At 70.2% G+C, this 24,083-nt stretch carries 27 protein-coding genes; 17 read left to right on the top strand and 10 right to left on the bottom strand.

Annotation, left to right across the window (positions count from 1 at the left end; all coding sequences use genetic code 11):
* The first annotated feature begins 94 nt into the window (after positions 1-94).
* Positions 95-418 carry a TM2 domain-containing protein gene (locus AC3IF3_RS15915; RefSeq protein WP_489229484.1) on the top strand — a complete coding sequence of 108 codons (324 nt, stop codon included), beginning with the start codon at positions 95-97 and terminating at the stop codon, positions 416-418.
* A gap of 99 nt (positions 419-517) precedes the next feature.
* Here the strand turns inward: AC3IF3_RS15915 and AC3IF3_RS15910 are convergent, their stop codons facing one another.
* Positions 518-1,369 carry a metallophosphoesterase gene (locus AC3IF3_RS15910; RefSeq protein ID WP_489229483.1) on the bottom strand — a complete coding sequence of 284 codons (852 nt, stop codon included), beginning with the start codon at positions 1,367-1,369 and terminating at the stop codon, positions 518-520.
* An 8-nt stretch (positions 1,370-1,377) separates the two neighbouring features.
* A complete protein-coding gene (locus AC3IF3_RS15905; RefSeq protein ID WP_489217178.1) occupies positions 1,378-1,983 on the bottom strand; it encodes a cation efflux transmembrane domain-containing protein in 606 nt (201 codons plus the stop codon).
* Positions 1,984-2,171: 188 nt separating this feature from the next.
* Between AC3IF3_RS15905 and croR the strand changes: the two genes are divergently transcribed.
* The 6 genes from croR to AC3IF3_RS15875 all read left to right on the top strand — a co-directional run bounded on the left by croR (position 2,172) and on the right by AC3IF3_RS15875 (position 7,938).
* The gene (croR, locus tag AC3IF3_RS15900) at positions 2,172-2,645 is read left to right on the top strand and encodes a 3-hydroxybutyryl-CoA dehydratase (RefSeq protein ID WP_489229482.1); all 474 of its coding nucleotides are present in this window, start codon (positions 2,172-2,174) and stop codon (positions 2,643-2,645) included.
* Positions 2,646-2,709: 64 nt separating this feature from the next.
* Positions 2,710-3,477, top strand: a complete 768-nt coding sequence (locus AC3IF3_RS15895; protein WP_489231315.1) for a TrmH family RNA methyltransferase — start codon at positions 2,710-2,712, stop codon at positions 3,475-3,477.
* A 174-nt stretch (positions 3,478-3,651) separates the two neighbouring features.
* Entirely contained in the window at positions 3,652-4,275 is a 624-nt protein-coding gene (locus AC3IF3_RS15890; protein WP_489229481.1) for a TadE/TadG family type IV pilus assembly protein, read from the top strand.
* A complete protein-coding gene (locus tag AC3IF3_RS15885; RefSeq protein WP_243966874.1) occupies positions 4,275-4,889 on the top strand; it encodes a TadE/TadG family type IV pilus assembly protein in 615 nt (204 codons plus the stop codon). Before AC3IF3_RS15890 ends, AC3IF3_RS15885 begins: the two co-directional genes overlap by 1 nt.
* 144 nt (positions 4,890-5,033) lie before the next feature.
* Complete coding sequence (locus AC3IF3_RS15880; protein WP_489229480.1) at positions 5,034-6,302, top strand: TadE/TadG family type IV pilus assembly protein; 1,269 nt, start codon at positions 5,034-5,036, stop codon at positions 6,300-6,302.
* A gap of 550 nt (positions 6,303-6,852) precedes the next feature.
* On the top strand, positions 6,853-7,938 hold the full coding sequence (locus tag AC3IF3_RS15875) for a glycosyltransferase family 4 protein (RefSeq protein WP_489217169.1): 1,086 nt from the start codon (positions 6,853-6,855) through the stop codon (positions 7,936-7,938).
* A gap of 162 nt (positions 7,939-8,100) precedes the next feature.
* Here AC3IF3_RS15875 and AC3IF3_RS15870 read toward each other — a convergent pair whose 3' ends face one another.
* On the bottom strand, positions 8,101-9,180 hold the full coding sequence (locus tag AC3IF3_RS15870; RefSeq protein WP_489229479.1) for a glucosamine inositolphosphorylceramide transferase family protein: 1,080 nt from the start codon (positions 9,178-9,180) through the stop codon (positions 8,101-8,103).
* Between AC3IF3_RS15870 and AC3IF3_RS15865 the strand changes: the two genes are divergently transcribed.
* From AC3IF3_RS15865 to AC3IF3_RS15845, 5 genes are all read left to right on the top strand, one after another.
* Complete coding sequence (locus AC3IF3_RS15865) at positions 9,173-10,405, top strand: YbfB/YjiJ family MFS transporter (protein ID WP_489229478.1); 1,233 nt, start codon at positions 9,173-9,175, stop codon at positions 10,403-10,405. The genes AC3IF3_RS15870 and AC3IF3_RS15865 overlap by 8 nt on opposite strands.
* Positions 10,406-10,586: 181 nt before the next feature.
* Entirely contained in the window at positions 10,587-12,176 is a 1,590-nt protein-coding gene (locus AC3IF3_RS15860; RefSeq protein WP_489229477.1) for a phytoene desaturase family protein, read from the top strand.
* 65 nt (positions 12,177-12,241) lie between these two features.
* The gene (locus tag AC3IF3_RS15855) at positions 12,242-12,622 is read left to right on the top strand and encodes a DUF2141 domain-containing protein (protein WP_489231314.1); all 381 of its coding nucleotides are present in this window, start codon (positions 12,242-12,244) and stop codon (positions 12,620-12,622) included.
* A 4-nt stretch (positions 12,623-12,626) separates the two neighbouring features.
* Positions 12,627-13,604, top strand: coding sequence for an ABC transporter ATP-binding protein (locus AC3IF3_RS15850; RefSeq protein WP_489229476.1), 978 nt, complete (start codon positions 12,627-12,629; stop codon positions 13,602-13,604).
* A complete protein-coding gene (locus tag AC3IF3_RS15845) occupies positions 13,601-14,809 on the top strand; it encodes an ABC transporter permease (RefSeq protein ID WP_489229475.1) in 1,209 nt (402 codons plus the stop codon). The genes AC3IF3_RS15850 and AC3IF3_RS15845 overlap by 4 nt, the downstream gene beginning before the upstream one ends.
* A gap of 15 nt (positions 14,810-14,824) precedes the next feature.
* Here AC3IF3_RS15845 and AC3IF3_RS15840 read toward each other — a convergent pair whose 3' ends face one another.
* Complete coding sequence (locus AC3IF3_RS15840) at positions 14,825-15,301, bottom strand: cache domain-containing protein (RefSeq protein WP_243966863.1); 477 nt, start codon at positions 15,299-15,301, stop codon at positions 14,825-14,827.
* Positions 15,302-15,507: 206 nt separating this feature from the next.
* Positions 15,508-15,810: a hypothetical protein gene (locus AC3IF3_RS15835; RefSeq protein ID WP_243966861.1), complete on the bottom strand. Its 303-nt coding sequence runs from the start codon at positions 15,808-15,810 to the stop codon at positions 15,508-15,510.
* Between the two features lie 301 nt (positions 15,811-16,111).
* On the opposite strand from AC3IF3_RS15835, the gene AC3IF3_RS15830 reads away from it, so the two are divergent.
* From AC3IF3_RS15830 to AC3IF3_RS15815, 4 genes are all read left to right on the top strand, one after another.
* Positions 16,112-16,954, top strand: a complete 843-nt coding sequence (locus AC3IF3_RS15830; RefSeq protein ID WP_489217154.1) for a type 1 glutamine amidotransferase — start codon at positions 16,112-16,114, stop codon at positions 16,952-16,954.
* 101 nt (positions 16,955-17,055) lie between these two features.
* Entirely contained in the window at positions 17,056-18,585 is a 1,530-nt protein-coding gene (locus tag AC3IF3_RS15825; protein ID WP_489229474.1) for a phytoene desaturase family protein, read from the top strand.
* 134 nt (positions 18,586-18,719) lie between these two features.
* The gene (locus AC3IF3_RS15820; protein WP_489231313.1) at positions 18,720-19,478 is read left to right on the top strand and encodes a lysophospholipid acyltransferase family protein; all 759 of its coding nucleotides are present in this window, start codon (positions 18,720-18,722) and stop codon (positions 19,476-19,478) included.
* Positions 19,479-19,545: 67 nt separating this feature from the next.
* Positions 19,546-20,682 carry a glycosyltransferase family 2 protein gene (locus AC3IF3_RS15815; protein WP_489229473.1) on the top strand — a complete coding sequence of 379 codons (1,137 nt, stop codon included), beginning with the start codon at positions 19,546-19,548 and terminating at the stop codon, positions 20,680-20,682.
* 40 nt (positions 20,683-20,722) lie between these two features.
* Here AC3IF3_RS15815 and AC3IF3_RS15810 read toward each other — a convergent pair whose 3' ends face one another.
* Together AC3IF3_RS15810 and cutA are read right to left on the bottom strand one after the other, a co-directional pair.
* Positions 20,723-21,328 (bottom strand): hypothetical protein, encoded by a 606-nt coding sequence (locus AC3IF3_RS15810; RefSeq protein ID WP_489229472.1) that lies wholly within the window; start codon positions 21,326-21,328, stop codon positions 20,723-20,725.
* Positions 21,329-21,503: 175 nt separating this feature from the next.
* Positions 21,504-21,848 carry a divalent-cation tolerance protein CutA gene (gene cutA / locus AC3IF3_RS15805; protein ID WP_489229471.1) on the bottom strand — a complete coding sequence of 115 codons (345 nt, stop codon included), beginning with the start codon at positions 21,846-21,848 and terminating at the stop codon, positions 21,504-21,506.
* Positions 21,849-21,993: 145 nt separating this feature from the next.
* Here cutA and AC3IF3_RS15800 point away from each other — a divergent pair, with 145 nt between their 5' ends.
* Entirely contained in the window at positions 21,994-22,761 is a 768-nt protein-coding gene (locus AC3IF3_RS15800) for an NAD kinase (RefSeq protein WP_243966854.1), read from the top strand.
* 139 nt (positions 22,762-22,900) lie between these two features.
* Here the strand turns inward: AC3IF3_RS15800 and AC3IF3_RS15795 are convergent, their stop codons facing one another.
* The 3 genes from AC3IF3_RS15795 to AC3IF3_RS15785 form a co-directional block, all read right to left on the bottom strand.
* Positions 22,901-23,101 (bottom strand): hypothetical protein, encoded by a 201-nt coding sequence (locus tag AC3IF3_RS15795; protein ID WP_243966853.1) that lies wholly within the window; start codon positions 23,099-23,101, stop codon positions 22,901-22,903.
* A 35-nt stretch (positions 23,102-23,136) separates the two neighbouring features.
* Entirely contained in the window at positions 23,137-23,505 is a 369-nt protein-coding gene (locus AC3IF3_RS15790; protein WP_243966851.1) for a DUF6481 family protein, read from the bottom strand.
* A 107-nt stretch (positions 23,506-23,612) separates the two neighbouring features.
* Positions 23,613-23,822 (bottom strand): cold-shock protein, encoded by a 210-nt coding sequence (locus AC3IF3_RS15785; RefSeq protein ID WP_243966850.1) that lies wholly within the window; start codon positions 23,820-23,822, stop codon positions 23,613-23,615.
* Positions 23,823-24,083 lie beyond the last annotated feature (261 nt).

Raw genomic sequence — 24,083 nt, 5'->3', positions numbered from 1 at the left:
GTTGCCCGGGCCGGCGGATCGTTCCCGCCGGCCCGGTCCTGCCATCGGTCGCCCCTGTCTCAAAGCTTGACCGTACAAGCGGGGGACAGAACGGATGAGTGCGACGACCCAGGACCAGATCCTGATCGAACAGCGTGTCACCAATGAGCAACCGAGCCTGATCCCAGCCTATATCCCTTGGTTCTTTCTCGGCCTCTTCTCCGTTCATCGCTTCTATCTCGGTCTTACCGGCAGCGCGATCTTCCAGATCGTCCTGAATTGCATCGTCATCGGGGTGATCTGGCTCGTCGTCGCCCTGTTCCTGATGCCCGGGATGGTGCGGGCGAACCAGGCGAGCGTCCGCGATCGCCTGATGCGGAACCTTCAGACGTCGCGACCGGCGTCCCGCGCGGCTCTGTCCCCGCCCGACCACTTCTGAAGACGCGCCGGGGAGTGCGGCACGCGGGTGCGGCTCGACCTCGGCCGCGTCCCGATACGGGGGCAAGCTTAGGCGCCGGCCGCCCCGGGCGAGGCCGGATCAGCGCCGCGCGACCTCGACGAAGCGATCGCTTCGGTAGCCCGCCCCCTCCACCGGGTTCGACACCCAGCGGCAGCGCCCGATCGCCAGGTCGTGGCCGGCGTGGAAATGGCCGGAGATCCACAGATCCGGCCGTTCGGCATCGGCGAGGTCGTCCAGCGCCGTGCTGGCGTAGAAGGCCGGGACCCACCAGGGGACGCCGGGCGCGTCCCGGAACCGGTCCGCCGCAAGCGGGCTCGCCGGATGGTGCGTCACCACCACGGTCGGGCCGTCATGCGGGATCCGGAGCGCGGCGTGCAAAGCCGCCCGCTCGGCCCGGTGCGCCGCCATCGCGTCCGCGGGCTGCCAGGGGCTGCCGTCGGCCTTGCGGATCGAACCGAGATATTCCCGCGAGCCCGTGACCGGATCGGTCATGCGGTCGGCCGCGTAGGCCACCGGATCGACGGGCCGGTCCGGCGCGTCCGGGGCGAGCCAGCGCCCGGCGAGGGCCCAGTCGCTCCACAGGGTGGTGCCGACGAAGCGCACCCCGTCGACGATGCAGGTCTGCGCCCCCTGGAGCAGTTGGATCCGGGCGCCGAGGCCGTTGAGCCGCTTCACCTCGGCCTCCAGCGCCGCCAGCAGCTCCGGCGCGGTGCGCCTGTCCCCGGTCGGGGCGTAGCGCTCGTGATTGCCCGGAACCAGCACGATCGGGCGGCCCTGCGCGAGGTGCAGCAGCGCCGCGAGACCGCGCTCGGGATGCCCCTCGTAGAGGTCTCCCGGGCAGGCGAGCAGATCGAACGGCTCCGCGGGCGGCGGGATCAGGTCCAGCCGCCGCCGCTCCAGATGCAGATCCGAAATGGGGAAGATTCGCATGGCTTCGGTTATCGTGCGGCTCTGCGCTCGGCCGCGGCGGCCTTGAGGATGTCGGCAGCGGATTCGGCATTGAGGATCGCGATGCCCGCCGCCACGGCGAGGTCCGGCCAGGGTGTGGGATAGGCGGCGGTCACCAGCCCGGCGGCGATGATCGCGAGGTTGGCGAAGGTATCGTTACGCGCCGAGAGATAGGCCGCGCGGGTCAGGCTGCCCGATCCGGTGCGGTGCCGGGCGAGCATCAGCGCGCAGGTGAGGTTCACGGCGAGCGCCCCGAGGCCGGTGAGCGTCAGCGGCAGGGCGGCCGGGGCCACGAAATCCGAGACCTTGGCGTAGGCCGCCCAGGCGCCCGCCACGGCCGGCAGGAGCAGGATGCCCGCCATGGCGGTCCCGAGCCGCGCCCGGTTGCGCGCGCCCCAGCCGAGGCCCGCGACAATCAGCAGGTTGATCGCCGCATCCTCCAGGAAATCGAGGCTGTCGGCGATCAGCGCCACCGAGCCGATGGTCAGCGCCACCGCGATCTCGATGCCGAAATAGCCGAGGTTCAGCGCCGCGACGCGGGCCACGACGGGGCGGAGGGCGGGCGGCGCGGGCCGGGCTGCTTCATCGACGGTCACGGGACGCGTCTTCGCCGAGGCCGGCACGCCTGTCGAGGGCCGTTGAGAAATCCCTGTCCGCGACTCAAGAAAGTTCGACGGCCTTCCGCCTTCGTCCGGGTGGATTCGCCGCCGCGATCGTGCGAGGCCGGTTCCGGAGCCGGCTGCGCGGAACGCGTCATCGGCCGGAAGCGGAGGTCTGCCGAGCCATGCTGCCCGAATTGCGCGTGCTCTATTTCGAGGATCTCGAGATCGGCCTGTCGGAGACCCTGTCGAAGACCATCGCCTCCTCGGACGTGGTGGGCTTCGCCGAGATCACCGGCGACCGCAACCCGATCCACCTCTCCGAGCACTTCGCCGCCCGCACGCCGTTCGGCACCCGCATCGCCCACGGCCTGTACACGGCCGGGTTGATCTCGGCGGTGCTGGGCACCCGCCTGCCGGGACCGGGCGCGGTCTACATCTCGCAGACCCTCAACTTCCGCGCGCCGGTGCGCATCGGCGACGTCGTGGAGGTCACCGTGACGGTCGCCGAGCTGATGCCCGAGCGGCGGCGGGCGCGCCTGGCCTGCCAATGCTCGGTGGCGGGGGAGACGGTCCTCGACGGCGAGGCGCTGGTGAAGGTGCCGACCCGGGCCGAGGCCGACCCGCTCGCCAGCCGGACCGAGCGGTCGCAGAGCTGAGGTGGGCGCGGTCCCGGAGACGGTCACCGACCCGGACGATCCCCGCCTCGAACCCTACGCCCGCATGCGCGAGCGCGACCTCGTCGGCCGCGCCGGACGCTTCATCGCCGAGGGCGAGGTGACCCTGCGGCTGCTGCTCGGCCGGCGCAGCCGTTTCCGCGCCGAATCGATCCTGCTGCTGCCGGAACGCTGGCCCGGCCTCGCCGAGGCCGCCGCCGCATGCCCGGAGCCGCCCCTGGTCCTCCTCGCCGCCAAGCCGGTGATGAGCGCCGTTACGGGCTTCCCGATCCACCGCGGGGTGCTGGCAGTCGGGCTGCGCGGACCGGACCCCGACGCGGCCAAGCTGGTGCCGCCCGCGCCCGCTCCGGCCCTGGTGCTCGGCCTCGCGGGGCTGACCAACCACGACAATGTCGGTGCCGCTTTCCGCAACGCCGCCGCCTTCGGGGCGGACGCGGTGCTTCTCGACGCGGCGAGCTGCGATCCGCTCTACCGGAAGAGCATCCGGGTCTCGGCGGGGGCCGCCCTGATCCAGCCCTTCGCGCGGCTCGCCCCGGGGGAGGATTGGCTGCGCCTCGCCGATGCCCTCGACCTGGAGGCGCTGGCGCTCAGCCCGGGGGCGGCCGAGGCCCTGGACGAGCGCGCCGCACCGGCGCGGGCGCTCCTGATCCTCGGCACCGAGGGGCCCGGGCTGGAAGCAGCGCTCCTCGCCCGGGCGCGGCCGGTTCGCATCGGGATGGCCGCGGGCTTCGACTCCCTCAATGTCGCCACCGCGGCGGGGATCGCTCTGCACAGCATCGCCCGCGGCCAAAGGCGCCTCGCCGGTGGGCGATGAGCGCCGGGATGCCGCCCGGGCGGCGCATCTCGGCAGGACAACACGCTGCGCGATGATCGTGGATAAGGATCGGCGCGATCGGACGATCGATCGGGTCTTCAGGGTGGCATACGGAAAAACGTAAGACTTCCCTGGTCTAGTCGGTCCGACAACCCCAACCCGTTGGGTCAGACCGTGAGATCATTGCGCTACGCCGCTACCCGATGGCTGAGGCCACGGCCCCTCGTCGCACGGCTGTGGCGCGAGCGGAGCGGCGCCACCGCGGTCGAGTTCGGTTTCGTCGCGCTGCCGTTCCTCGCCCTGGTCGGTGCCTGCCTCGAGAACGGGCTGGTCGCCTGGGAGCAGGAGATCCTCCAGCAGGCCGTCGTCGAGGCGGGGCGCCAGATCTACACGGGCTCGTTCCAGACCTCGAATTCCGGCACGACCGATGCGGCGACGCTGATCAGCCGGTTCCGGACCGCGATCTGCACCCAACCGAGCGGCGCCGCGCGGGTGACGATCTTCACCTGCGCCAATGTCCGCGTCAGCGTCACGCAGGCGTCCAGCTACGCCTCGGCCTCGGCGGTCTCGCCGGTGGCCACCAGCAGCAGCGGCGTCAGCGACTGGAACCCCAACTTCCAGAGCTACACCTGCGGGGGGGCCTCCACGATCATGGTGGTTCAGGCCGCCGTCGACATTCCGGTCTTCTTCCCGCTCCTCGGCTTGGCCACGGCGAGCCTGCCGAACAAGCGGCGCGTGCTGCAGGCCGCGACCGTCTTCAAGATCGAGCCCTACACCACCCAATCCGTATGCTCGTGATGGCGGCCCCCGCGAAACGCCTGAAGCGCTTCCGCAGCGATGCGCGGGGCGTCGCCGCGGTGGAGTTCGCGCTCGTCCTCCCGGTGCTCATCGTCATCTATTTCGGCACGATCGAGCTGACCCGCATCCTCGATGCGAACCGCAAATTGACCCTGTTCGCACGGACGCTCGGCGATCTGTCGGGGCGCGCGGACAATCCGAAGCCCTCGACCGGCGACATGGCGACGATCGCCGGCGCCGCGACCACGATCCTTCGTCCCCTGGACGCCTCGGGCCTCCAGATCGTGGTCAATGCCATGGGCGTCGAGTCCATCTACGGCACGCTCTACGGCGGCGTCTGTTCCAGCTGGGCCCAGAACGCGACGCAGCGCCCGGCCCTCCAGATCAACGGGACGAACGGCTTGCCGGCGACGCCGGCCGCCTACCAGTTCGACGGCGCCCGCTACATCCTGGCCGAGGTCACGATGACCTACACGCCGATCATCGGCAGCGCGCTGTACAAGTGGATCTTCGGTGCGGGCGGTCTGACCTTCACCCGGCAGATCCCATGGTCGGAGCGGACCGTGAACGAGATCGTCATGCCGGGCGGAACGGCCTGCCCGAACTACAGCTAGAGCCATGCTTGATCGCGGGCTCTGCGTCCTTGTTTCAGCGCGCGCGGCGAACCGGCAAGCGGTTCGGCCGGAGCGCGCTCACGATTGCGGGAGGGTGCCCTGTCCTCGTTTCCTGGCCGGGTGAACCGGTACGTCAGACATCGGGTGCTGAACTACGGCCGCGCCCGGTCCGGGCAGGTCGCGATAACCCTCGCCCTGGTGGCGATGCCGATCCTCTTCGCCTCGGCCGCGGCGATCGATTACGGCCGACGCAACGCCGTCAAGGCGCGGCTCGACACGGCCCTCGACGGCGCCGTGCTCGCGGTCATGTCGCAGAAGACCAATTCCATCTCGACGACCAATCTTCAGAACATGGAGACGCAGTTCCGCGCGGAGGCCGCCAAGGTCCCCGGCGTGACCGTCACGTCGTTCACCCCCGGGACGCCGGTCAACGGGGCGTCGACCTTGAGCCTCACGGCGAGCTACACCGCGACCGTGAAAACCAGTCTCGCCTCGATGATGAAGGTCGTGACGATGAATATCGGCGGGACCGCTTCGAGCACCCGCAATTTGTTCCAATATATCAATTTCTATCTTCTACTCGACAATTCCCCATCGATGGGGCTGGCCGCGACCGACACCGATGTCAACAACATGAAGAATGCCACCGGCGGCTGTGCGTTCGCCTGCCATCAGCATACCTTCGATTCCTCGGGCAATGTGACCGGCGACAACCTGAACGACAATTATCACATCGCTCAGAAAAACAACATCAAGCTGCGGATCCAGGTCCTGCGCGATGCTGTGTCGGCGCTGGTCGATCAGGCCAATGCCAGCATGTCGCTGCCGCAGCAGTTCCAGATGGAGATGTGGACCTTCAACGATTCCACGACACAGACGCGCCTTCAGGCGATGACCGCGACCCTGAGCCAGATCAAGACGGCGGCTGCCAATATCGACATTGCCTACGCGTATTATAATCAATCCGACAATCAGTCCGATTTCGAACGCGCCATCACCAAAATGAATACGACGATACCGGCCAGCGGCACCGGCTCGACCGCGGCGTCGCCGATCCGGTTCCTGTTCTTCGTGACCGATGGTGTCGAAGATACCGGGGGCACCGTCACCAATCAGAGCGCGGGCTTTCAGTATCAGAGCAATCGCTTCATCGGACCCTTCAGTCCGTCGACGTGCAAGGCGCTGAAAAACAACAACGTCCGCATCGGCATCATCTACACGCAGTATCTTCCGCTTTATGACAACAGTTTCTACAACTCCTATGTCCGACCCTACGAAAACCAGATCGGGCCGTCGCTGAAATCGTGCGCGTCGGACGGGTTGTATTTCCCCGTCGCGTCCGGCGGCGACATCACGGCCGCCATGCTCCAGCTGTTCTCGACCGCCGTGGCGTCGGTCCGATTGAGCAACTGACGGGGTCTTCGACGCGACGCGCGCCGCGCCCCCGGAAAGCGGCACGGTGTCGGGTCCGAGACCGGCGACGCGGACGGGCGCGACGGTGAGCGCGCGATCCCTCGCGCCCCATCTTCGACGCTCGATGTCCGCACGCGAAAACGTCGGGGCGGCTGGGGCGTTGCGCTGGCCGTCCCGGAGATGCGTGGTCCCTTTGCGCCCCCCGGCGACCATGCAAGCCCGGCCGAATCGCGGTTCAGCGCCGCGTCGAGGGAAACAGGCCGCGGCTCGCCTTTTCAGGCGCCACAGCCGGTCAGGCGGTGTTGCCGCGGCGACGTTTCATGCAACCGCCCAAATTTTATCCGGCAAATACCGGGCGGTATGCGCGATTAGAGTCGTGTTACGTAGTTACTGCCATCATAATACCGCTGGAAATTAGGCCATACCGTTTTGCCACTCCCAAGCCCCCGGGCAATGGAAGTTTCAACGGCGCGCATCACAACCAGCTCAAGATGTTAATCGTATTGGCAAAACTTATTACCGGCACGACAAGCTCGATACGGAGCCGTGTATGAAAATCTTGCACGCCGCGAACGAGTTGGTCAATAAAGGCAACGGAATTGTCAATTCGGCCGTCGATCTGGCCTGCATGCAATCGGAGGCCGGACACGACGTGTCGTTCGTCAGCTCCGGAGGCGGGTATTTAGATCTTTTATCTGAATTTAATATTCATCATGAATACGCGAACATGTACATTCGATCCGGTTGGCCATTCTTCAGAGCTCTGCCTCGACTCCGGGAGATCATCAGGTCACGCAAGCCTGATATCGTCCATGCCCATATGATGACCGGCGCCGTGCTGATGCGACTGGGTCGAGATCTGGCCGGCTTCGGAGACTATGGTCTGATCACGACCGTCCACAACGAGTGGCGATTGACATCGAATCTGATGCAGGCCGGTGACCGCGTCATCGTTTTATCGGAGAGCGGGCGGCGCGCTTTTCACAAGCGGGGTTTTCGCTACGACAAGATGCACGTGGTCCGGCACGGCATCCTGCAATCGCCACGTCGCCGGGCGGAGGTCCATGCACGGGAGGTGCGTCCTCCGGGTCGCAGGCCGCCCGTGATCATCACCGTCGCGGGCCTGTACCGCAGGAAAGGCGTCGGTGATCTGATCTCCGCGTTCGGGGACATTGCGAACGAGTTTCCGGACGCCACGCTCGAAATTCTGGGATCGGGACCCGATCGCGACTATTTCGAAGCGCTCAAAGCCCAGACGACCGGTTCGGATCGCATCCACTTCCAAGGCTTCATCGCCAAACCCTACCGAGCCTTGCGGGAGGCTTCGGTCTTCGTGCTCGCATCGCATACCGAAGCCTTTCCCCTCGCCGTCGCAGAGGCGCGAGAGGCCGGATGCGCCGTCATCGCGACCGCCGTGGGCGGCATCCCGGAACTGCTCGATCATGGCCGCGCCGGCATCCTGATCCCGCCGCACAACCCGGCTTTCCTGGCGCAGGAGCTGCGGCGCGTGCTGCGCGATCCGGTGGAACTGGAACGGTGGCGCCGGGCCGCGAGAACCAACCTCGATTGGCTGTCCTGCAAGCGCATGGCCGACGAGACGATCGGCGTCTATCGATCGCTGCTTCAACCCTCGTAGCGCGTGGTCCCTCTCCCGAGACCCGACGGCCAGCCCTCGGGACGACGGTCTGAGGCCCTGGCCGAGCACGTCGGATCGGACCACGGCGCGCACGCATCGCTCGATCGCGCGCCCTAAGCACCATCGGCGTCCCCGTCGCCAGGAAGCACCCTGCGCGGCGGTTCAGGTCCCGCCGGCAAACGGCGACCAGCGCAACACATTGGCCGAGCCGTCGATGAATTCGAAGCCGCCGCACTGGCTCAGCGTGTGCAGCCGCCGCCCGGGCCAAGCCTGGCACGGGGCGAGCGTGTTCCGGACATTCTGTTCGTAGCCGGCCGTGTCGAGGCGCGTGATCTCGGCCAACCCGACGGCGGCGCCGTAATGGTGGCTGCAATCCTGGACCGGTCTCCACAAGCAACCGTCGCGACGCACGATCGGCCCCGCCGAGCGCGCGGTGCGGACGTCGTGCAGCACCGGGTTGCCCGGATGGGGGCGCCACGGGCCGAAGAGGCTCGCCGCGTGGAACAGGCACAGATCCGCCGAGGCGGAACCGGGATTCTCCAAGGTCGCGAGCAGCCAATACAGACCGTCGTGCTGGACGAGGGTCGCGTCGGTCAACGGCATTCCGTCGATGAGCACGGCCTCGCGGGTCCAGCGATCCGGGAACGGGTCCGCGCGATAGAGGACAACCTCGCGGTTCTCGCAGCTTTCTGGAATCATCCAGATGGCGCCATCGTGCTCGAACACGTGCGGGTAGGACAGGTGCCAGGGTTCTTCGAGCACTGGGCGCACCGGCCCGACGGGTCCGGCCGGGGTCAGCTCGACGGCCGAGATGACGCCTTTCTGCCGGTGATGGTGGAAATCCTCCACGAACAGGATCGTCCGCCCGCCATGCGCAATCGCCATCGGATCGGCGAAGAAGCGGATGCCGGGATCCGGCAGGCGGTTCCAGCGCGTGTCCGCCAGCGATTGCGTATCCCACAGGTCGGGACCCGAGACATGCCGCCAGCCGACGCGCCAGTGCGGGGACCGGAACAGCTTCGCGTAGACATTCTCTGCAACGAATTGCCGTAGACGACCCATGAAACGCATCGTGATGGCGGATGATCTCGACACGTAAGGCGGAGACAGAATTCGGCCAGCGATTCGCACGTCCAAGGCGCAGGTCGTCGAGATCCATCGGTCGCCTGGAAGCGCGGCGCAGCGCGAGAATTCGTTTTCCAAGGGCGGTCGGCGCGTGTTCAATCGGCGGTCGATGAGCACGACACGTTCCATCCCCGCCGCCCCGCGCCGCACGAACTGGCCGATCGTCGGGAGCGGTCTCGTAGTCCTCGCGGTCGCCATGGGGATCGGCCGCTTCGCCTTCACGCCGCTCATGCCGCTGATGATCCGGGACGGCACCCTGAGCGCCGCGTCGGGCGCGGAATGGGCGGCCGCCAACTACGTCGGCTACTTCCTCGGCGCCTTGACCGCCGCGTGGTTCGCCGGCGACCCGCGTCGCGGCCTGCTGCTGAGTCTGGTCGGCGTCGCGCTGACGACCCTCGCGATGTCCGGGGTCGATGCCGGGGCGACCGCGCTGCTCGGCCTCGCGTTGCGGGGGGCGGCCGGCGTGTTCAGCGCCTGGGCGCTGGTCTGCGCGAGCGGCTGGTGCCTCGCCGAACTCGCACGAAAGCGGGCCGGACGGTCCGGGGCCTGGATCTACACGGGCGTCGGGCTCGGCATCGCCCTGGCCGGCGTGCTGACATGGCTGGGGGGACGCCAGCCGGCACACCGGCTGTGGCTGGAACTCGGCGCGGTCGCCGGCGCCGGCGCGCTGCTCGTCTGGGCGCTATCCGCGCTGCGGCCCTCCGGGCCCGACACGGAAACGGCCCCGCTTACGGAGCACGCGGCCGCGGCGACCGTGCCGCGCCGCCGGAGCAGGCAGCTGAGCCTCGTCCTCTGCTACGGGACGTTCGGGTTCGGCTATATCGTCCCGGCGACGTTCCTCCCGTCGATGGCGCGGGCGCTGGCGCCCGATCCGCTCGTCTTCGGGCTGACCTGGCCGCTCTTCGGCCTCGCCGCCGCCCTGTCGGTCGCGGCCGTGGCACATTTCGCGCCGCACGGGTCCCGCCAGCGGATCTGGGCCCTGGCGCAGGGAATCATGGCGCTCGGCACCGCCCTGCCCCTGTTCGTCCAGAGCCTCCCGGCCATCGCCACCGCGGCGGTGCTCGTGGGCGGCACCTTCATGGTCGCGACCATGGCCGGTTTGCAGCTGGCCCGTGAGGTGCGGCCCGAGGATCCGACGCCGCTGCTGGCGCAGATGACCACAGCGTTCGCCGCCGGACAGATCGCCGGCCCGCTGCTGGTGCGCGCCCTCGGATCCGGCCGCTGGGCCGGCTGGGGCGCCCTGGAATGGACCGGAGCGGCCGCGACGCTGTCGCTGATCCTGACCGCGCTGTGGCTGTGGCGCACGGTCCAGCCCGGCCCCGACAGGCCGCGTCCGGCATGAGGGGGTTTGCCCCGGTTCCGCCCCTCCGATGCGATACCCCCGCGGGGACCGGTCGACGGCCCTTCACGGGTCTCGAAGCCTGTGCTGTTCTGCGCGCGACAAACGGCAGCAATTGCCGCGCGCGACGAGCGGTCTAGCTTGACGGTTGTGGTTCGGGGGATTCTGGCAGGAGTCGGCGGCGTTGCTTCAGTCTGGGAATGGGTTGCGGGCGCTCACCGGACGCCGGGTAGCCGTGGTCGGCGCCGGTCCGGGTGGCTTGGCCACCGCCCTTCTGCTGGCGCGGGCCGGAGTCCACGTGACGCTGTTCGAGAAGGACGCGCAGGTCGGTGGCCGCACCAAGACCGTGGCGGCGCCGGGCGGCTACAAGTTCGATATCGGGCCGACCTTCTTCCTCTACCCCCAGATCCTCGCCGACATCTTCGCGAGCTGCGGTGAGCGGCTCGAGGATCACGTCAAGCTCGAACGGCTCGATCCGCAATACCACCTCGTCTTCGAGGGCGCGGACGGCATCTCGGGCACGATCCGGGCGACCGGCGACATCGCCCGCATGGAGCAGGAGATCGCCCGCCTGGCGCCGGAGGACGCCAAGCACGTCAAGGCGTTCTTCACGGAGAACCGGACCAAGCTCGACTACTTCAAGCCGATCCTCCAGCAATCCTTCCACACCCTGCGCAGCATGGCGAGCCCGGCGATGCTGGCGGCCCTGCCCTACCTGCATCCCGGGCGCAGCGTCGACAAGGATCTCAAGCGCCACTTCGCCGACCCGCGGGTGCGCCTCGCCTTCTCGTTCCAGACCAAGTACCTCGGCATGTCGCCGTTCCGGTGCCCGAGCCTGTTCACGATCCTGTCGTTCCTCGAATACGAGCACGGGGTCTACCACCCGGTCGGCGGCTGCGGCGCCGTCTCGAATGCGATGGCGGGATTGGCCGGGCGCATGGGCGTCGATGTCCGGCTCAACAGCACCGTCGAGCGGGTGACCTTCGACGGCAAGCGCGCCAGCGGCGTCGTGGCGGATGGCGAGACCTTCAACGCCGACGCGGTGCTGATCAACGGCGACTTCGCCAAGGTGGTGCGGGCCCTGGTCCCGGAGCGGCACCGCCCCCGCTGGCGCGACGCGAAGATCCACAAGGCCCGGCTCTCCTGCTCGACCTTCATGCTGTATCTCGGCCTCGAGGGGTCCATGCCCGACAGCCTCGGGCACCACACGATCCTCCTGGCCGACGGCTACGAGAAGAACATCCGCGAGATCACCGAGGGCACGCTGCCGATGCAGCCGTCCCTCTACGTGCAGCACGCGGGCTACACCGACGGCGGCATGGCCCCCCCGGGCCACACCGCCCTCTACGTGCTCGTACCGGTGCCGAACCTGAAGGCCGGGATCGATTGGCCGTCGATCCGTCAGACCTATCGGAGCCTGATCCTGGAGCGGCTGAAACTCCTCGGCCTCGGCGATATCGAGTCGCGGATCCGCTACGAGCGAATCATCGACCCGACCCAGTGGGAGGAGGATTTCGCCGTCCACGAGGGCGCCACCTTCAACCTCGCCCACGACCTGATGCAGATGCTGTATTTCCGGCCCCACAACCGCTTCGGGCCGGGACTCTACCTCGTGGGCGGCGGCACCCATCCGGGCTCCGGCCTGCCGGTGATCTACGAGGGCGCCCGGATCACGGCCCGGCTGCTGATCGAGGAACTGGCCGGCGCCCGCGCCGCCGCCACCGCGGGCATCCCCGAGACCGCACCGCTCGCCACCTCCGGCGAGGCTTCGTGACCAAGCCGGCGGGCCGGCGGAACGGTCTCGCCGGGTTCGTCCTCGCGGTCTGCCTCAGCGCTACCCTGCCGGCGGCGGCCGCGAGCGTGCAGGTCGAGATCGACGGGATCGAACCCGGCGGCGGGCCGGTGCGCATCGCCCTCTGCCAGGGGAGCCTGTCGGAGGCCGCCTGCGCCCGGGGCGACGAGGCGCCGGCCTCCGGCGACCGGATCCAGTTCACCTTCCGCGGCGTGCCGGCGGGGACCTACGCGGTGGCGGCCTTTCAGGACGCGAACGGCAATGGCCGCCTCGACCGCACCGGGCTGGGCCTGCCCCTCGAACCCTACGGGTTCTCAGGCCTCGCCGGGCGGCGGGCGCGGCCGGATTTCGCCGAGGCGGCGTTCGTGCTGCGGGAGCCGGGCGCAGCCCTGCGGGTGCGCCTCGCCCGCGCCCTGCCCCGGCGCTGAGGCGATGGCCGATCCCCTGGTCCGAATCGCGGGCGTCGATCTCGACCTCCGCGGACGGCGGGTCCTGGAGCGTGTCGACCTCGATCTCGAACCGGGCGAGACACTGGCACTGCTCGGGCCGAACGGAGCGGGCAAATCGTCTCTGATGCGCCTCGTGGCCGGCCGCCTGCGCCCGAACGCGGGATCCGTGCGCGTCGCCGGGGCCGATCCGTACCGGGAGGGCGGTGCCCGGCGGGCCATCGGCTGGGTGCCGCAGGAGATCGCCCTCTACCCGAAGCTGACCGTGGCTGAGAATCTGGGCGTGTTCGGCCAACTCGCGGGCGTCCCCCGGCGCGACCGGCGGGCAGCGGTGGAGGCCGCCCTGACGATGGCCGAGATCGGCGGGGTGGCGCGCCGCCCGGTCGGGACCCTGTCGGGGGGCTACCGGCGCCGGGTCAATATCGCGGCTAGCCTGATGAACCGGCCGCGCCTCGTCCTCCTCGACGAGCCAACGAGCGGAGTCGACCTCGCCGCCCGGGCGGCGATCCACGCCGTTCTCGACCGGCTTAAGGCGGCCGGCACCGCGATCCTGATCGCCACGCACGACTTCGCCGAGGCGGAGCGCCTCGCCGCGCGGGTCGCGTTCCTGGCGCAGGGGCGGATCGTGCGCGCCGGCCGCCTCACCGATCTGCTGGCGCAGCTGCGCACGGGCGTCCCCGAGCGGGAACTGAGCCTCACAGTCCCGGCCGACGAACCCGCAGAGGCGGCCCTGCGCCGGGCCGGCTTCGCGGTCGCGGAGCCGGGTGGCCTGACCTGGCGCTCGGTGGAGCGGTCCGGCCTCGACGGCGCGGCCCTACTCGGCAGCCTGCGCGCCCAGGGCGTGCCGGTGGCCGAGGTCCGGGTGCGCGCCCCCCGATTGGAGGCCCTCTACCTCGACGCGCTCCGGCCCCGCGCGGTGACCGACGCAGAAATCCCCACCCTGCGGGACGGGACGGCCGGGTGATCGGCGCCGCCTTCCGCGTGATGGCCCTGAGCCTGCTGCGCGACCGCGCCGCCCTGGTGATGGCGTTCGTCCTGCCGACCGTGATTTTCTCGATCTTCGCGGCGATCTTCTCCGGGGCGACCGGCGAGCGGATCCGCATCCAGCTCGGACTCGCCGACCTCGTCCAGACCGCCGCGACACGCCGCCTCACCGACGCGCTCGCTGCCGATCCGTCCCTGCGGGTCACGCGCTTGCCCGAGACCGACCTCGCGGGCGTCGTCCGGGCCGTGCGCTCGGGCGAGGTCGACGTGGCGCTCGCCCTGCGCGGCGATCTGATCGCGACACCCTCCGAGGGCGCCCCGGGCGCCGCCGACCGCCCGGTGGTGCTGGTGGAGAATCCCGCCAAGGCCCTGGCGACGCCGATCGCCCTGGGCCAGTTCCAGCGCGTTCTGAACGAGTCACTGCCCGACGTGGTCCTCTCGCGGATCGTCGCCGACGTGGAGCGCACCGGCAAGATCGGCCCGGACGAACGGCGCTTCCTCGACGAGGCCTTCGCCGAGCAGCGGGCGAAGAAGGAACCGTTCAGCTTCGCCGACATGGTCGAAAGGCGCAGTACCGCGGCCAGCACCACCAACGCCCGGATCAGCTACTATGCGGGCGCGATCACCGCGGTGTTCCTGCTGTTCGCCGCGATGCAGGGGGCGATGTCGCTGGTCGAGGAGCGCGAGACCGGGCTCAGCGAGCGGCTCATGGCCGGGCCGGGTGGGCTGCCGGTGGTGGTGCTCGGCAAGTTCGGCTTCCTGACGCTCCAGGGCGTCGTGCAGGCGGGCCTGATCTTCCTGGCCGCCGCGCTGCTCTACGGGGTCGAGATCGGGCCGCACTGGCCGGCCTTCCTGGCCACGTGCCTGCTGGTCTCCGCGATGGCGGCGGGGCTGGCGCTCGCCGCCTGCGCGCTGGCGGCCTCGCGCCAGCAGGCGCACCTCGCCTCGACCTTCGGGGTGCTGCTGCTGTCAGCGGTGGGCGGCTCGATGGTGCCGCGCTTCCTGATGCCGCCCTGGCTCCAGCGGGCCGGCTGGCTCACCCCCAACGCCTGGGCGATCACCGCCTATCAGGACGCGCTCGGCGAGGGCTTCACCGCCGCCGCCCCGGCGCTGGCGGTCCTGGCCGCGCTGGCCCTCGCCGGCCTCGGCTTCGCCCTAGCGCTCGCGGCCCGACGGACGGTCTGAGCGGGCGAGGCAGCGCTATTCGACATAGACGCCGGCTCCGATGAGCGCCTCGGAACCCGCCACGTGCGTCTGGCAGACGTAGCTCCATTTCACGGTGGGGACGGACTGACCCGGCTTCGGGAACATGTAGTCGATCCAGCCGGACCCGAACCGGCTGACGGTATCGATGAAGTCCCGGTGGAACTGCTTCCCGTTGGCGTCGCGTTCGCCGAGCAGATCCCGCCCCTCGCGGTCGGGCTCGGCGGCATTGAACAGGACGATCCCGCGCATGTCGACGACGAACAGGTAGACGTCGCCATACCGCCAGGGGCTGCCCTTGCTCCTGAAGTCCGCAAAGGCGCCGGTGCCGCGCTCCTCCAGGAAGTCGGACGCCCGGTTGACGAGGGTCTCGATCTCCGGAGCCTGATGGACGACCGGTCGCAGCCGCTTTCCGAAGGCCGGACACGCCGCGCCGATCAGGAGCAGCACGGGCCATATCAACAGGGCTCTCATCACGGCGTCGCCTCCCTGAACCACCCTTCCAGGCCGCACGAACTGCCGGGGACCGCCGACGGCTGTCGCGGGGTTCCGCCCCCCGCTCTCGGCGTCGCATGTTCGTGGCCGTCAGGCCCCCGACAGGGCGGCGAAGCCGGGGAGGCCACCATCCGACATGTCCGCCCGGCGCAGGACGGACGAGCGTGCGCAGCGGCCGGAGCGGATCAGGCCTGCGTTTCCAGGGCGCGGCTTCCGCTCGAGAGGTGCCGCCGCATGACGGACAGCCAAGTCCGTCTGGGCGGGACGGGCTGGCTGACGGCGTTGGGCAGCGCCTCGAAGGCCAAGCGGTTTCGGTGCGTTTCGATGATCCTGTGGAGGTGCCGGATCGCCACGAGGCCTTGCGTCGCCATCAAACGATGCCCGTCGCAGGCCTCGCTCTGGCCGAGGCGATTCGCGGCATCCTCGGCGCGTGCGATGAGTGCGCGGGCCTCTAAGCAGTAGAGTTCAACCTGAGCGAGATCGTGCATCCCAACCCCCCGTCGATCCTGTAACCGCATTCGCGATCGCTGGATACAATCATAACCAGCCATGGCGCATCCTCTGTTTGGATGTCGCCGCATATATCCGCCGATCACAGCGGCAGACCGGCCGATCCGATCATCGGATACTGTATTCTGCCATCCTGAATACCGGGAGCCGAGGCACCCGCTCGGCATCGCTTCGAAACGGGCCGGGGCGCGACGATCCGCGCCCGCCCTGCGACCAGCCGCGCGCGGACACGGTCGCCGCGATCGGGCACGGTCCGGGCCCGCTCGACGAAGGAACCCCATGCTGCGCCTGCTCATCGCCGACGGCAACGATCGCGCGGCCCGCGACCGGCACGTCGCCGCCACGGGCCGGACCTCGGCCGAATCCTACGCGGCGGTCGTGCGGGATCTGGCACCCGGGACCACCTGCCGCCTCGTCAGCCCGGCCGATGCCGACGCCGCCCTGCCGGCGGGCCTCGCGGATTTCGACGGGCTGATCTTCACCGGATCGACCCTCAAGGTCGCGGAGGACACGCCCGCGGTGCACCGGCAGCTCGACCTGATGCGGACGGCCCTGGAGGCGGGGCTCGCGGTCTTCGGCTCGTGCTGGGGCGTGCAGGTCGCCGCCACGGTGACCGGCGGTACGGCCGCCGAGAACCCGCGCGGGCCCGAATACGGGTTCGCCCGGGCGATCACGCCGACGGAGGAGGGCCGAACCCATCCGCTGCTCGCCGGCCGCCCGGCCACCTGGGACGCCCCGGCGATCCACTCGGATGCCGTGCTGGAGCCGCCCCCGAACGCCCGCGTGCTCGCCGGCAATCGTGTTCTCGGCATCCAGGCCCTCGAGATCCGGCACGGCGCCGGCTGGTTCTGGGGGACGCAATACCATCCGGAACTCGCTCTCGACGAGTTGGCTGCGATGCTGCGCCTCTGCGACACGGCCCTGGTAGAGGCCGGTTTCGCGGAGGATCCAAGGGCCGTGGCCGTCTATGCCGACGAGATCGCCGGCCTGCAGGGGACAGACCCGGAGGCGGCCCGTCGCCTGGCTTGGCGGCACGGGATCGGCCCGGAGGTCCTCGATGCGGATCTGCGCCGCCGGGAAATCGGCAACTTCCTGGCGCAGTTGTCGACGACGGCCCGCTGAAGATTCGTCACCGCGACGGGGTGGCGCGTTGACCCGCCCGGTCCCAGGTCTAGCTTCGCTTCTGCGGGCCGGTTCCACGGCCCGGGGAGCGACACGTCAGGATGAGCCAGGATTCCACGGTCGCCGTCATCGGCAGCGGGCTCGGCGGACTCGCAGCCGCGTGCGTCGCGGCGGCGCGGGGCCACCGCGTGACGGTCTACGACAAGAACGGCTGGCTCGGCGGCAAGGCGGCGGTGCTGCACGAGGGCGGCTTCCGCTTCGACATGGGACCGACCATCCTGACCGTGCCGCGCGTCCTGGAGCGGATCTTCGCGGAGGCCGGCCGCTCGGTCCACGATTACATGGACCTGCGCCGCCTCGACCCGCAGTGGCGCTGCTTCTTCGACGACGGCACCCATATCGACCTGATGCAGGACATCGAGCGGATGGCCGGCGACATGGATCGCTTCGCCCCCGGCACCGGTGACGGCTACAAGAAATTCCTCACCATCTCGGAGCACCTTCACGGGGTTTCAGAAAAATTCTTCTTCTGGAAGCCCGTGGAGGACCTGTTCGATACGATCAACATCCGCGCCAACATGAATCCCGGCACGCTGCGCGACGTGCTGTCCCTGCGCATGCACGCCTCCGTCGCCTCGACGATCCGCGGCAAGGTCAAGGACGCGCGGCTCGCGCAGATGCTCGACCACTTCGTGCAATATGTTGGCTCCTCGCCCTACGGCGCGCCGGCGGTGCTCTGCGCCATCGCGCACATGCAGACCGCCGACGGGGTCTGGTACCCGATGGGCGGCACCCGCGCGGTGGCGGAGGGGCTGGCGAAGCTCGCCCAGGAACTCGGCGCCACCTGCAAGACCGACACCGAGGTGACCGGGATCGAGACCGCGAACGGCGCGGTCCGGGGGGTGCGGACCGCCACGGGCGTGACGCCCTTCGACGCGGTGATCTCCAACATGGATTCGGTGCGCACCTACCGGGAACTCGTCGGCGGCGCGGCCGGCAAGGCCTACGCGAAGAAGAACCCCGAGCCGGCCTGCTCTGGCGTGGTGCTCTATCTCGGGCTGAACAGGCGCTACGAACACCTGAACCACCACGATTTCGTCTTCTCCCGGGACCCCGAGGAGGAGTTCGACTACATCTACAACAAGGGCGAGCCGGCCCCGGACCCGACCGCCTATCTTGCGGCCCCCTCCTCCACCGACCCGAGCGTGGCGCCCGAGGGCGGGGAAGCCCTCTACGTCCTGGTGCACACGCCCTATCTCCGGCCGCACCACGACTGGCGCCCGGACGGGCCGCTGTTCCAGAACTACCGGCGGACCATCCTCGACAAGCTTAAGCGCACCGCCGGCATGCCGGACCTGGAGGAGCGCATCGTGGTCGAGCGCCACCTGACGCCGCAGGACATCCATGAGCGCTATCGCGTCCTGAACGGCGCGATCTACGGGCTCGCCTCGCACGGGCGGGTGATGGGCGCGTTCAAGCCCGGCAACCGCTCGCGGCAGGTGCGCGGGCTCTATCTCGCCGGTGGCGCCGCCCATCCCGGGCCCGGCATGCCCATGGTGATGATGTCCGGCTGGATCGCCGCCGACGCGCACGATCAGGACGCCCGCGGCGCCCTGCGCGAGACGGCGTGACAGCGGCGGCCGCGCCTCCCCCCGCCCCCGATCCCGGTTCGGGCTTGCCCGGGCAGGCCCCGGACCGGCCGGGGGGCGGGAGACGGACGCGCATCGCCGCCCTGCCCCCGGTCTCGCGCCGGATCCGCGACTTCATGGTGGCGTGGTTCGAGCGCTACCTGCATCGCCACCTCGACGCCCTGCGCCTGCCGCTCTGGAGCACGCCGCCGGCACGCGACCATCGCGGCCCCCTGGTGATCTACAGCAACCATCCGGCCTGGTGGGACGCGGCCGTGATCCTCGTCCTGGCCGGCCGCCTGTACCCGGAGCGGCTGAGCCGGGCGCCCTTCGACGCCGCGACGCTGGCGCGCTACCGCATCTTCGCGCGGATCGGCGCCTTCGCGGTCGACCTCGACAGCCCGCGAGGAGCGGCGCAGTTCCTCGATGCCGCCCGGGCGATCCTGGCGGCGCCGGACGGCATGCTCTGGATCACCGCGCAGGGCCGCTTCGCCGACGCCCGTACAAGGCCGCTGGGCCTGCGACCGGGCGTGGCACGCCTGGCCGAACTCGCCCCCGACGCCCTGTTCGTGCCGCTCGCCCTGGAATACGCCTTCTGGGACGAGCGTGGCGCCGGGGCCTTCGCGGCCTTCGGGCGCGGCATACCCGGAGCGGAACTCGCCGCCCTCCCCCGGCCGGCGCGGCTCGCCCGCCTGGAGGGCGATCTGACCGCGACCCTGGATCGGCTCGGCGCCGATGTGATCAGCCGCGAACCCGAACGCTTCCGAGCCCTGGTCTCGGGTCGCAAGGGTGTCGGCGGCGTCTACGACTTCTGGCGGCATCTGGCGGCCCGGCTCTCCGGGCGCCGCTTCGACCCGGCCCACCGCCCCGCGGACGGGCGGGATCGCGTCGCATGACCGCTTCCGCCCGGCCCGCCCGGCATGGTCTAGGAACCGGCGACGTCCCATCCCGGTGCGGTGAACCATGACCGACTGGATTCTCACCGCCCTCGCCCTGCTCGGCCTGGTCCTGACCCTCCTGCCGGCCGTCGTGGCGGCGGTGAACCTCGCCGTCCTGCGCCGGCCTGAGCCGGAGGCGGATCCCGGCCTCGTCTCGATCCTGATCCCGGCCCGCAACGAGGCCGGCAACATCGCCGCCACCGTCCGGGCGGCGCTCGCCAGCGCGATGGTGCCGGTGGAGGTGATCGTCGGCGACGACCATTCCACGGACGCGACCCCCGAGATCGTGCGCGCCATCGCCGATCCGCGCCTGCGCCTCGCCGCCGTGCCGCCGCTGCCCGAGGGCTGGACCGGCAAGAACCACGCCTGCAGCCACATGGCCGGTCTCGCGCGCGGGCGCCACCTGCTGTTCATCGACGCCGACGTGTGCCTCGCCCCCGAAGCCGCCGCCTCCCTGGCGGCGCGGGCCCGCCGCACCGGCGCGGCGCTGGTGAGCGGCGTTCCGCGGCAGCGCGTCGATACGCTGGGCGAGAAGCTCACCGTGCCGATGATCGACTTCCTGCTGCTGGGCTACCTGCCGGTGCCGCTGATGCGCCGCCTGCCCGACCCGTCCCTCGGGGCGGCCTGCGGCCAGCTCATCCTGTTCGAGACGGCGGCCTACGCGGCCACCGGGGGCCACGGCGCCATCCGCGCCGCGCTGCACGATGGCGTCCGCCTGCCGCGCCTGTTCCGCGCAGCGGGCTACCGGACGGACCTGGTTGCGGCAGCCTCCCTGGCGACCTGCCGGATGTATCAGACCTTCGCACAGGCCTGGGCGGGCTTCTCCAAGAACGCCCACGAGGGCATGGCCACGCCCCGGGCCCTACCGGTCTGGACCCTGCTGCTCGGAGCCGGACAGCTGCTGCCGCCACTCCTCGTGGCGGCCGGCCTGCTCGGCCTCGCACCGCCCGCCGCCCTGGCCCTCGCGTCGGCCGCTTTCGCCCTGTCGCTGGCAACCCGGGGCGCCATCACCCTGGCGGTTCGGGCCCCCCTGGCGACGATCCCGCTCCACCCGGCCGCGGTCGCGGTGGCGCTGGCGATCCAGTGGAACGTGCTGCTGCGCCGGGAGCGCGCCGGCGCCGCGACCTGGAAGGGCCGGAGCTATCCGGTGAGCGGCGTCTGAGAAGCCCCTGCGTCCCGCTGGCTCCGATCCGCGCGGCCGGTCATTTCGGGGCCGGCTCGCAGGGACCGGTGCCGGAGGCCTGCCCCGGCAGCGGCTTCTTCGACGACACGATGAGCTGCACGGTCGGCGCGGCGCCGACCTGCCGGGTGAGGTGCCCGGCCCGGCCATCCGGCCCCTGAGGGGTCGACCCCGCATCGGCGTTGAACTGGACCTCCCCCGGTCCCTGCTCCAGCACGGTGCCGTCCGTCGCCTCCACCGACCAGCGTCCCGAGAGGGTGATCACCCATTGCGGGCCGGGCGCGCTGTGCCACGGGCCGACATAGCCGACCGGCAGCACCGCGTAGGCGATCGCCGCCACGTCGCCCGGCGGCGTGCCGACGTATTGCGGTGGCGCGGGCGGGGCGTAGCTCTTGAAGGTGAAGTTCGTCAGATCGCAATATTGGACATGGCTGCGTCCTGCGGCGTCAGCGTAGAGGACGCCATACCGGAGGGCGGGCGGATCGGCGGTGGCGAGACCCGCCGGACCGGACGGCGCCGGCACGATGGTCATCGGCGGCGGGCCGTCGGCCGCCCGGACACCCGCGCAGCCTGGAGCGACCGCCATGAGGAGCGCAGCGACGCGACGTCCGGTCTTCGATGATGCCATGGTGTCATCTTCCCCATCGTGCCGGCCACGGAGCGTTCGGCCCGCCTTCGGCACGCGTGGTCACGGCCGGCTTGCCGAGGTCGCGCGGACGGACCGGGGGAGAACGCGGCAGGCGCGGGTTCGAAGCATCCGGATCGCCCCGGCCCCGCGGGCGCTCTCCGGGCGGGGCCGCCGATCAGGTCGAAGGCCCCGGCGCCCCAACGAACCCGGTCTCGGCCAGGATCCAGGCCGCGGTATCGGCGTCGGCGCCGGCGACCGGCAGGTGCAGGATGATCGGCGTCTCGTAGGGATGGCGCGCCTTGAGGGCGGCCGACAGGGGCTCGGCCAGTCCCTCGCGGCTCTTGAGGATCGCCGCCACCTCCTCGCTGCGCTCCACCGCGCCCTTCCAACGGTAGACCGAGCGCATGCCCGGCAGAACGTTGATGCAGGCGATCAGGCCTTCGCGGACGAGGGCCTCGCCGATGTCGAGGGCCGAGGCGGCATCGGGGAAGGTGGTGTAGACGAGGAGCGGACGCTCCATGCTATGCCTCCGGGTCGCGCATGCGTCCGGTGAGAGAGGGACATGCGGGGCACCGACGTCAACCGGGCGGTTCGCTCGTCAGCACTGGAGCCGTGACGTGACCTCCGACGCGACCTCGACGCCCCCGCCCGGCCTCGCCTGACCGATGCCGCATTTCAAGAAGATCGCCTTCGTGGCGAGCCCGACCGGCTATGCCCGCGACGCCGCGGCCGCCCTGATGCGCCGCTACGACCACGTCTCGCCCGAGGAGGCGGATGTGGTGGTGGCGCTCGGCGGCGACGGTCTGATGCTTCAGGTCCTGCACCGGTTCATGGACAACCCGAAGCCAATCTACGGGATGAACCGCGGCACGGTCGGCTTCCTGATGAATGAGTTCCGGGACGACGACCTCCTGGAGCACCTGGACAGCGCGCAGCGCAGCGTCATTCATCCGCTGGTGATGGACGTGCTCGACACCGAGGGCCGCTCGCACCGGGCGCGGGCGATCAACGAGGTCTATCTGCTGCGCCAGACCCATCAGACGGCCAAGCTGAAGATCGCCGTGGACGGTCATGTCCGGCTCGATCTGCTGATCGCAGACGGCGTGCTGGTCGCCACGGCGGCGGGATCCACCGCCTACAACCTGTCGGTGGGGGGGCCGATCCTGCCCCTGGACGCCAAGCTGCTGGCGCTGACCCCGATCTCGGCCTTCCGGCCCCGGCGCTGGCGCGGCGCGCTGCTGCCGGACTATGCCCGGATCCGGATCGACGTGCTCGACGCGCCCCACCGTCCAGTGGCGGCGGTGGCCGATCACACCGAGTTCCGCCGGGTCTGCACGGTGGAGACCTCCCTCGACCGCGCGACCGAGCTGGTGCTCCTGCACGATCCCGGGCACAGCCTCGACGAGCGCATCCTGCGGGAGCAGTTCGGCTGACCGGCTGCCGCCCGCTGGGGTTCCATCACGCCGGAGCAAGGTTCGGCCCGTTCCGGAGACCTGTCGGAGCGGGGAGCATCGCCGTGGCGACTCACCCCTCGCGGCCTCCCGTGGTGGGCCGGTCCAGGACCGGCATAGATCAGAGGTGGGGCGCGGCCACCAGGTCGCTCTCGCGGATCGCCCGCTCGCCGGACTGGGTGCGGATCCGGTAGCTGGGCTCGCCGGTCTGATCCGCCGGCATCAGCCGGAGGACCTCGAACACCTCGCCCTCGCCCTTGTCGCCGGGCAGGCCCAGCCGGGGACGGCGGACGCGTTCGCCGATCTTGAATTTGTGGGACATGCCGGCCTCCTGGGACGCGATATCGAAGCGGCGGTTCAGCGCCGCTTCTGGGCCTTGGCCTTGCGGGCGAGGTAACGCGCGTCGCGCTGCGCCTTCTGCTCGGCCTGAAGGGCCTTGGCGCGCTCCTGGGCGGCCAGCTGCTCGGCCTGCTTGCGCTCGATCTCGGCAAGGCGATCGGCCTCGGCCTGGGCGGCGCTGCGCTCGATCTCGGCCTGGCGCTGGGCGGCGCGCTCGGCCATGCGGGCCTCGCGGGCATCGACCACGGCGCGGCGGGCCGACTGACGGGCCAGGACGGCCGGATCGTCGGCCGTCGGACGTGCCCGGAACCGGGCCAGCATCTCGGACCGCGCCTTGGCGGCCGTCTCCAGGCGATCAACGACGCCCTGTTTGTTCGGAAAGCTCACAGACACTCCTGGGTCGGGCGCGGCGAAGGCCACGCCCCGAAAGGGATGGTCGATACGAAGAAGCCGCTCTTGGGGAGCGGCTTCGGAGAGAGACGTCCGGTCGGAGATCAGGCCGTCTGGAGCTGGCCGGCGGACTGCTTGCCGCTGCGGCGGTCGGTCTCCAGCTCGTAGGTGACCTTCTGGCCCTCGTTCAGAGCCCGCAGGCCGGCGCGCTCGACGGCTGAGATGTGGACGAACACGTCCTTGCCGCCGTCATCCGGCTGGATGAAGCCGTAGCCCTTGGTCTCGTTGAACCACTTCACGGTTCCGGTGCTCATGGCAGTCCTTGATCTTCGCAGGCATAGTGAGTGATGGCTCCTACCCGTTTGGGTCAGCGCCGGTATCGACCGATAGCGATAGGAAAGTCAGAACCGCCCTGCGAAGGCGTAACGGTCCAAGATATCCGGACACGTGCCGATGGCGTTGAGATAGCGCCGTCTCGGTTTTTTGGCAAGCGCAGAGGCATGTTTCCGCGGGTGTTCGGGTCTGCGCGGGGGCGCTTTCTGGCCCGATGAATCCCGGTGCTGGGGCTGGAACGG

Source organism: Methylobacterium sp. J-118 (genome assembly GCF_057836565.1).
This window is presented reverse-complemented; position numbering and strand designations above follow the sequence as displayed.

Coding starts and splice junctions, on each gene's coding strand:
- AC3IF3_RS15895 (WP_489231315.1), top strand. CDS start 2,710: ATGCGCGAGCGCGACCTCGTCGGCCGCGCCGGACGCTTCATCGCCGAG.
- AC3IF3_RS15910 (WP_489229483.1), bottom strand. CDS start 1,369: ATGCGAATCTTCCCCATTTCGGATCTGCATCTGGAGCGGCGGCGGCTG.
- AC3IF3_RS15835 (WP_243966861.1), bottom strand. CDS start 15,810: ATGCACGATCTCGCTCAGGTTGAACTCTACTGCTTAGAGGCCCGCGCA.
- AC3IF3_RS15810 (WP_489229472.1), bottom strand. CDS start 21,328: ATGGCATCATCGAAGACCGGACGTCGCGTCGCTGCGCTCCTCATGGCG.
- AC3IF3_RS15885 (WP_243966874.1), top strand. CDS start 4,275: ATGGCGGCCCCCGCGAAACGCCTGAAGCGCTTCCGCAGCGATGCGCGG.
- AC3IF3_RS15915 (WP_489229484.1), top strand. CDS start 95: ATGAGTGCGACGACCCAGGACCAGATCCTGATCGAACAGCGTGTCACC.
- AC3IF3_RS15825 (WP_489229474.1), top strand. CDS start 17,056: ATGAGCCAGGATTCCACGGTCGCCGTCATCGGCAGCGGGCTCGGCGGA.
- AC3IF3_RS15815 (WP_489229473.1), top strand. CDS start 19,546: ATGACCGACTGGATTCTCACCGCCCTCGCCCTGCTCGGCCTGGTCCTG.
- AC3IF3_RS15820 (WP_489231313.1), top strand. CDS start 18,720: ATGGTGGCGTGGTTCGAGCGCTACCTGCATCGCCACCTCGACGCCCTG.
- AC3IF3_RS15830 (WP_489217154.1), top strand. CDS start 16,112: ATGCTGCGCCTGCTCATCGCCGACGGCAACGATCGCGCGGCCCGCGAC.
- AC3IF3_RS15840 (WP_243966863.1), bottom strand. CDS start 15,301: ATGAGAGCCCTGTTGATATGGCCCGTGCTGCTCCTGATCGGCGCGGCG.
- AC3IF3_RS15795 (WP_243966853.1), bottom strand. CDS start 23,101: ATGTCCCACAAATTCAAGATCGGCGAACGCGTCCGCCGTCCCCGGCTG.
- AC3IF3_RS15785 (WP_243966850.1), bottom strand. CDS start 23,822: ATGAGCACCGGAACCGTGAAGTGGTTCAACGAGACCAAGGGCTACGGC.
- AC3IF3_RS15850 (WP_489229476.1), top strand. CDS start 12,627: ATGGCCGATCCCCTGGTCCGAATCGCGGGCGTCGATCTCGACCTCCGC.
- croR (WP_489229482.1), top strand. CDS start 2,172: ATGCTGCCCGAATTGCGCGTGCTCTATTTCGAGGATCTCGAGATCGGC.
- AC3IF3_RS15800 (WP_243966854.1), top strand. CDS start 21,994: ATGCCGCATTTCAAGAAGATCGCCTTCGTGGCGAGCCCGACCGGCTAT.
- AC3IF3_RS15865 (WP_489229478.1), top strand. CDS start 9,173: ATGAGCACGACACGTTCCATCCCCGCCGCCCCGCGCCGCACGAACTGG.
- AC3IF3_RS15875 (WP_489217169.1), top strand. CDS start 6,853: ATGAAAATCTTGCACGCCGCGAACGAGTTGGTCAATAAAGGCAACGGA.
- cutA (WP_489229471.1), bottom strand. CDS start 21,848: ATGGAGCGTCCGCTCCTCGTCTACACCACCTTCCCCGATGCCGCCTCG.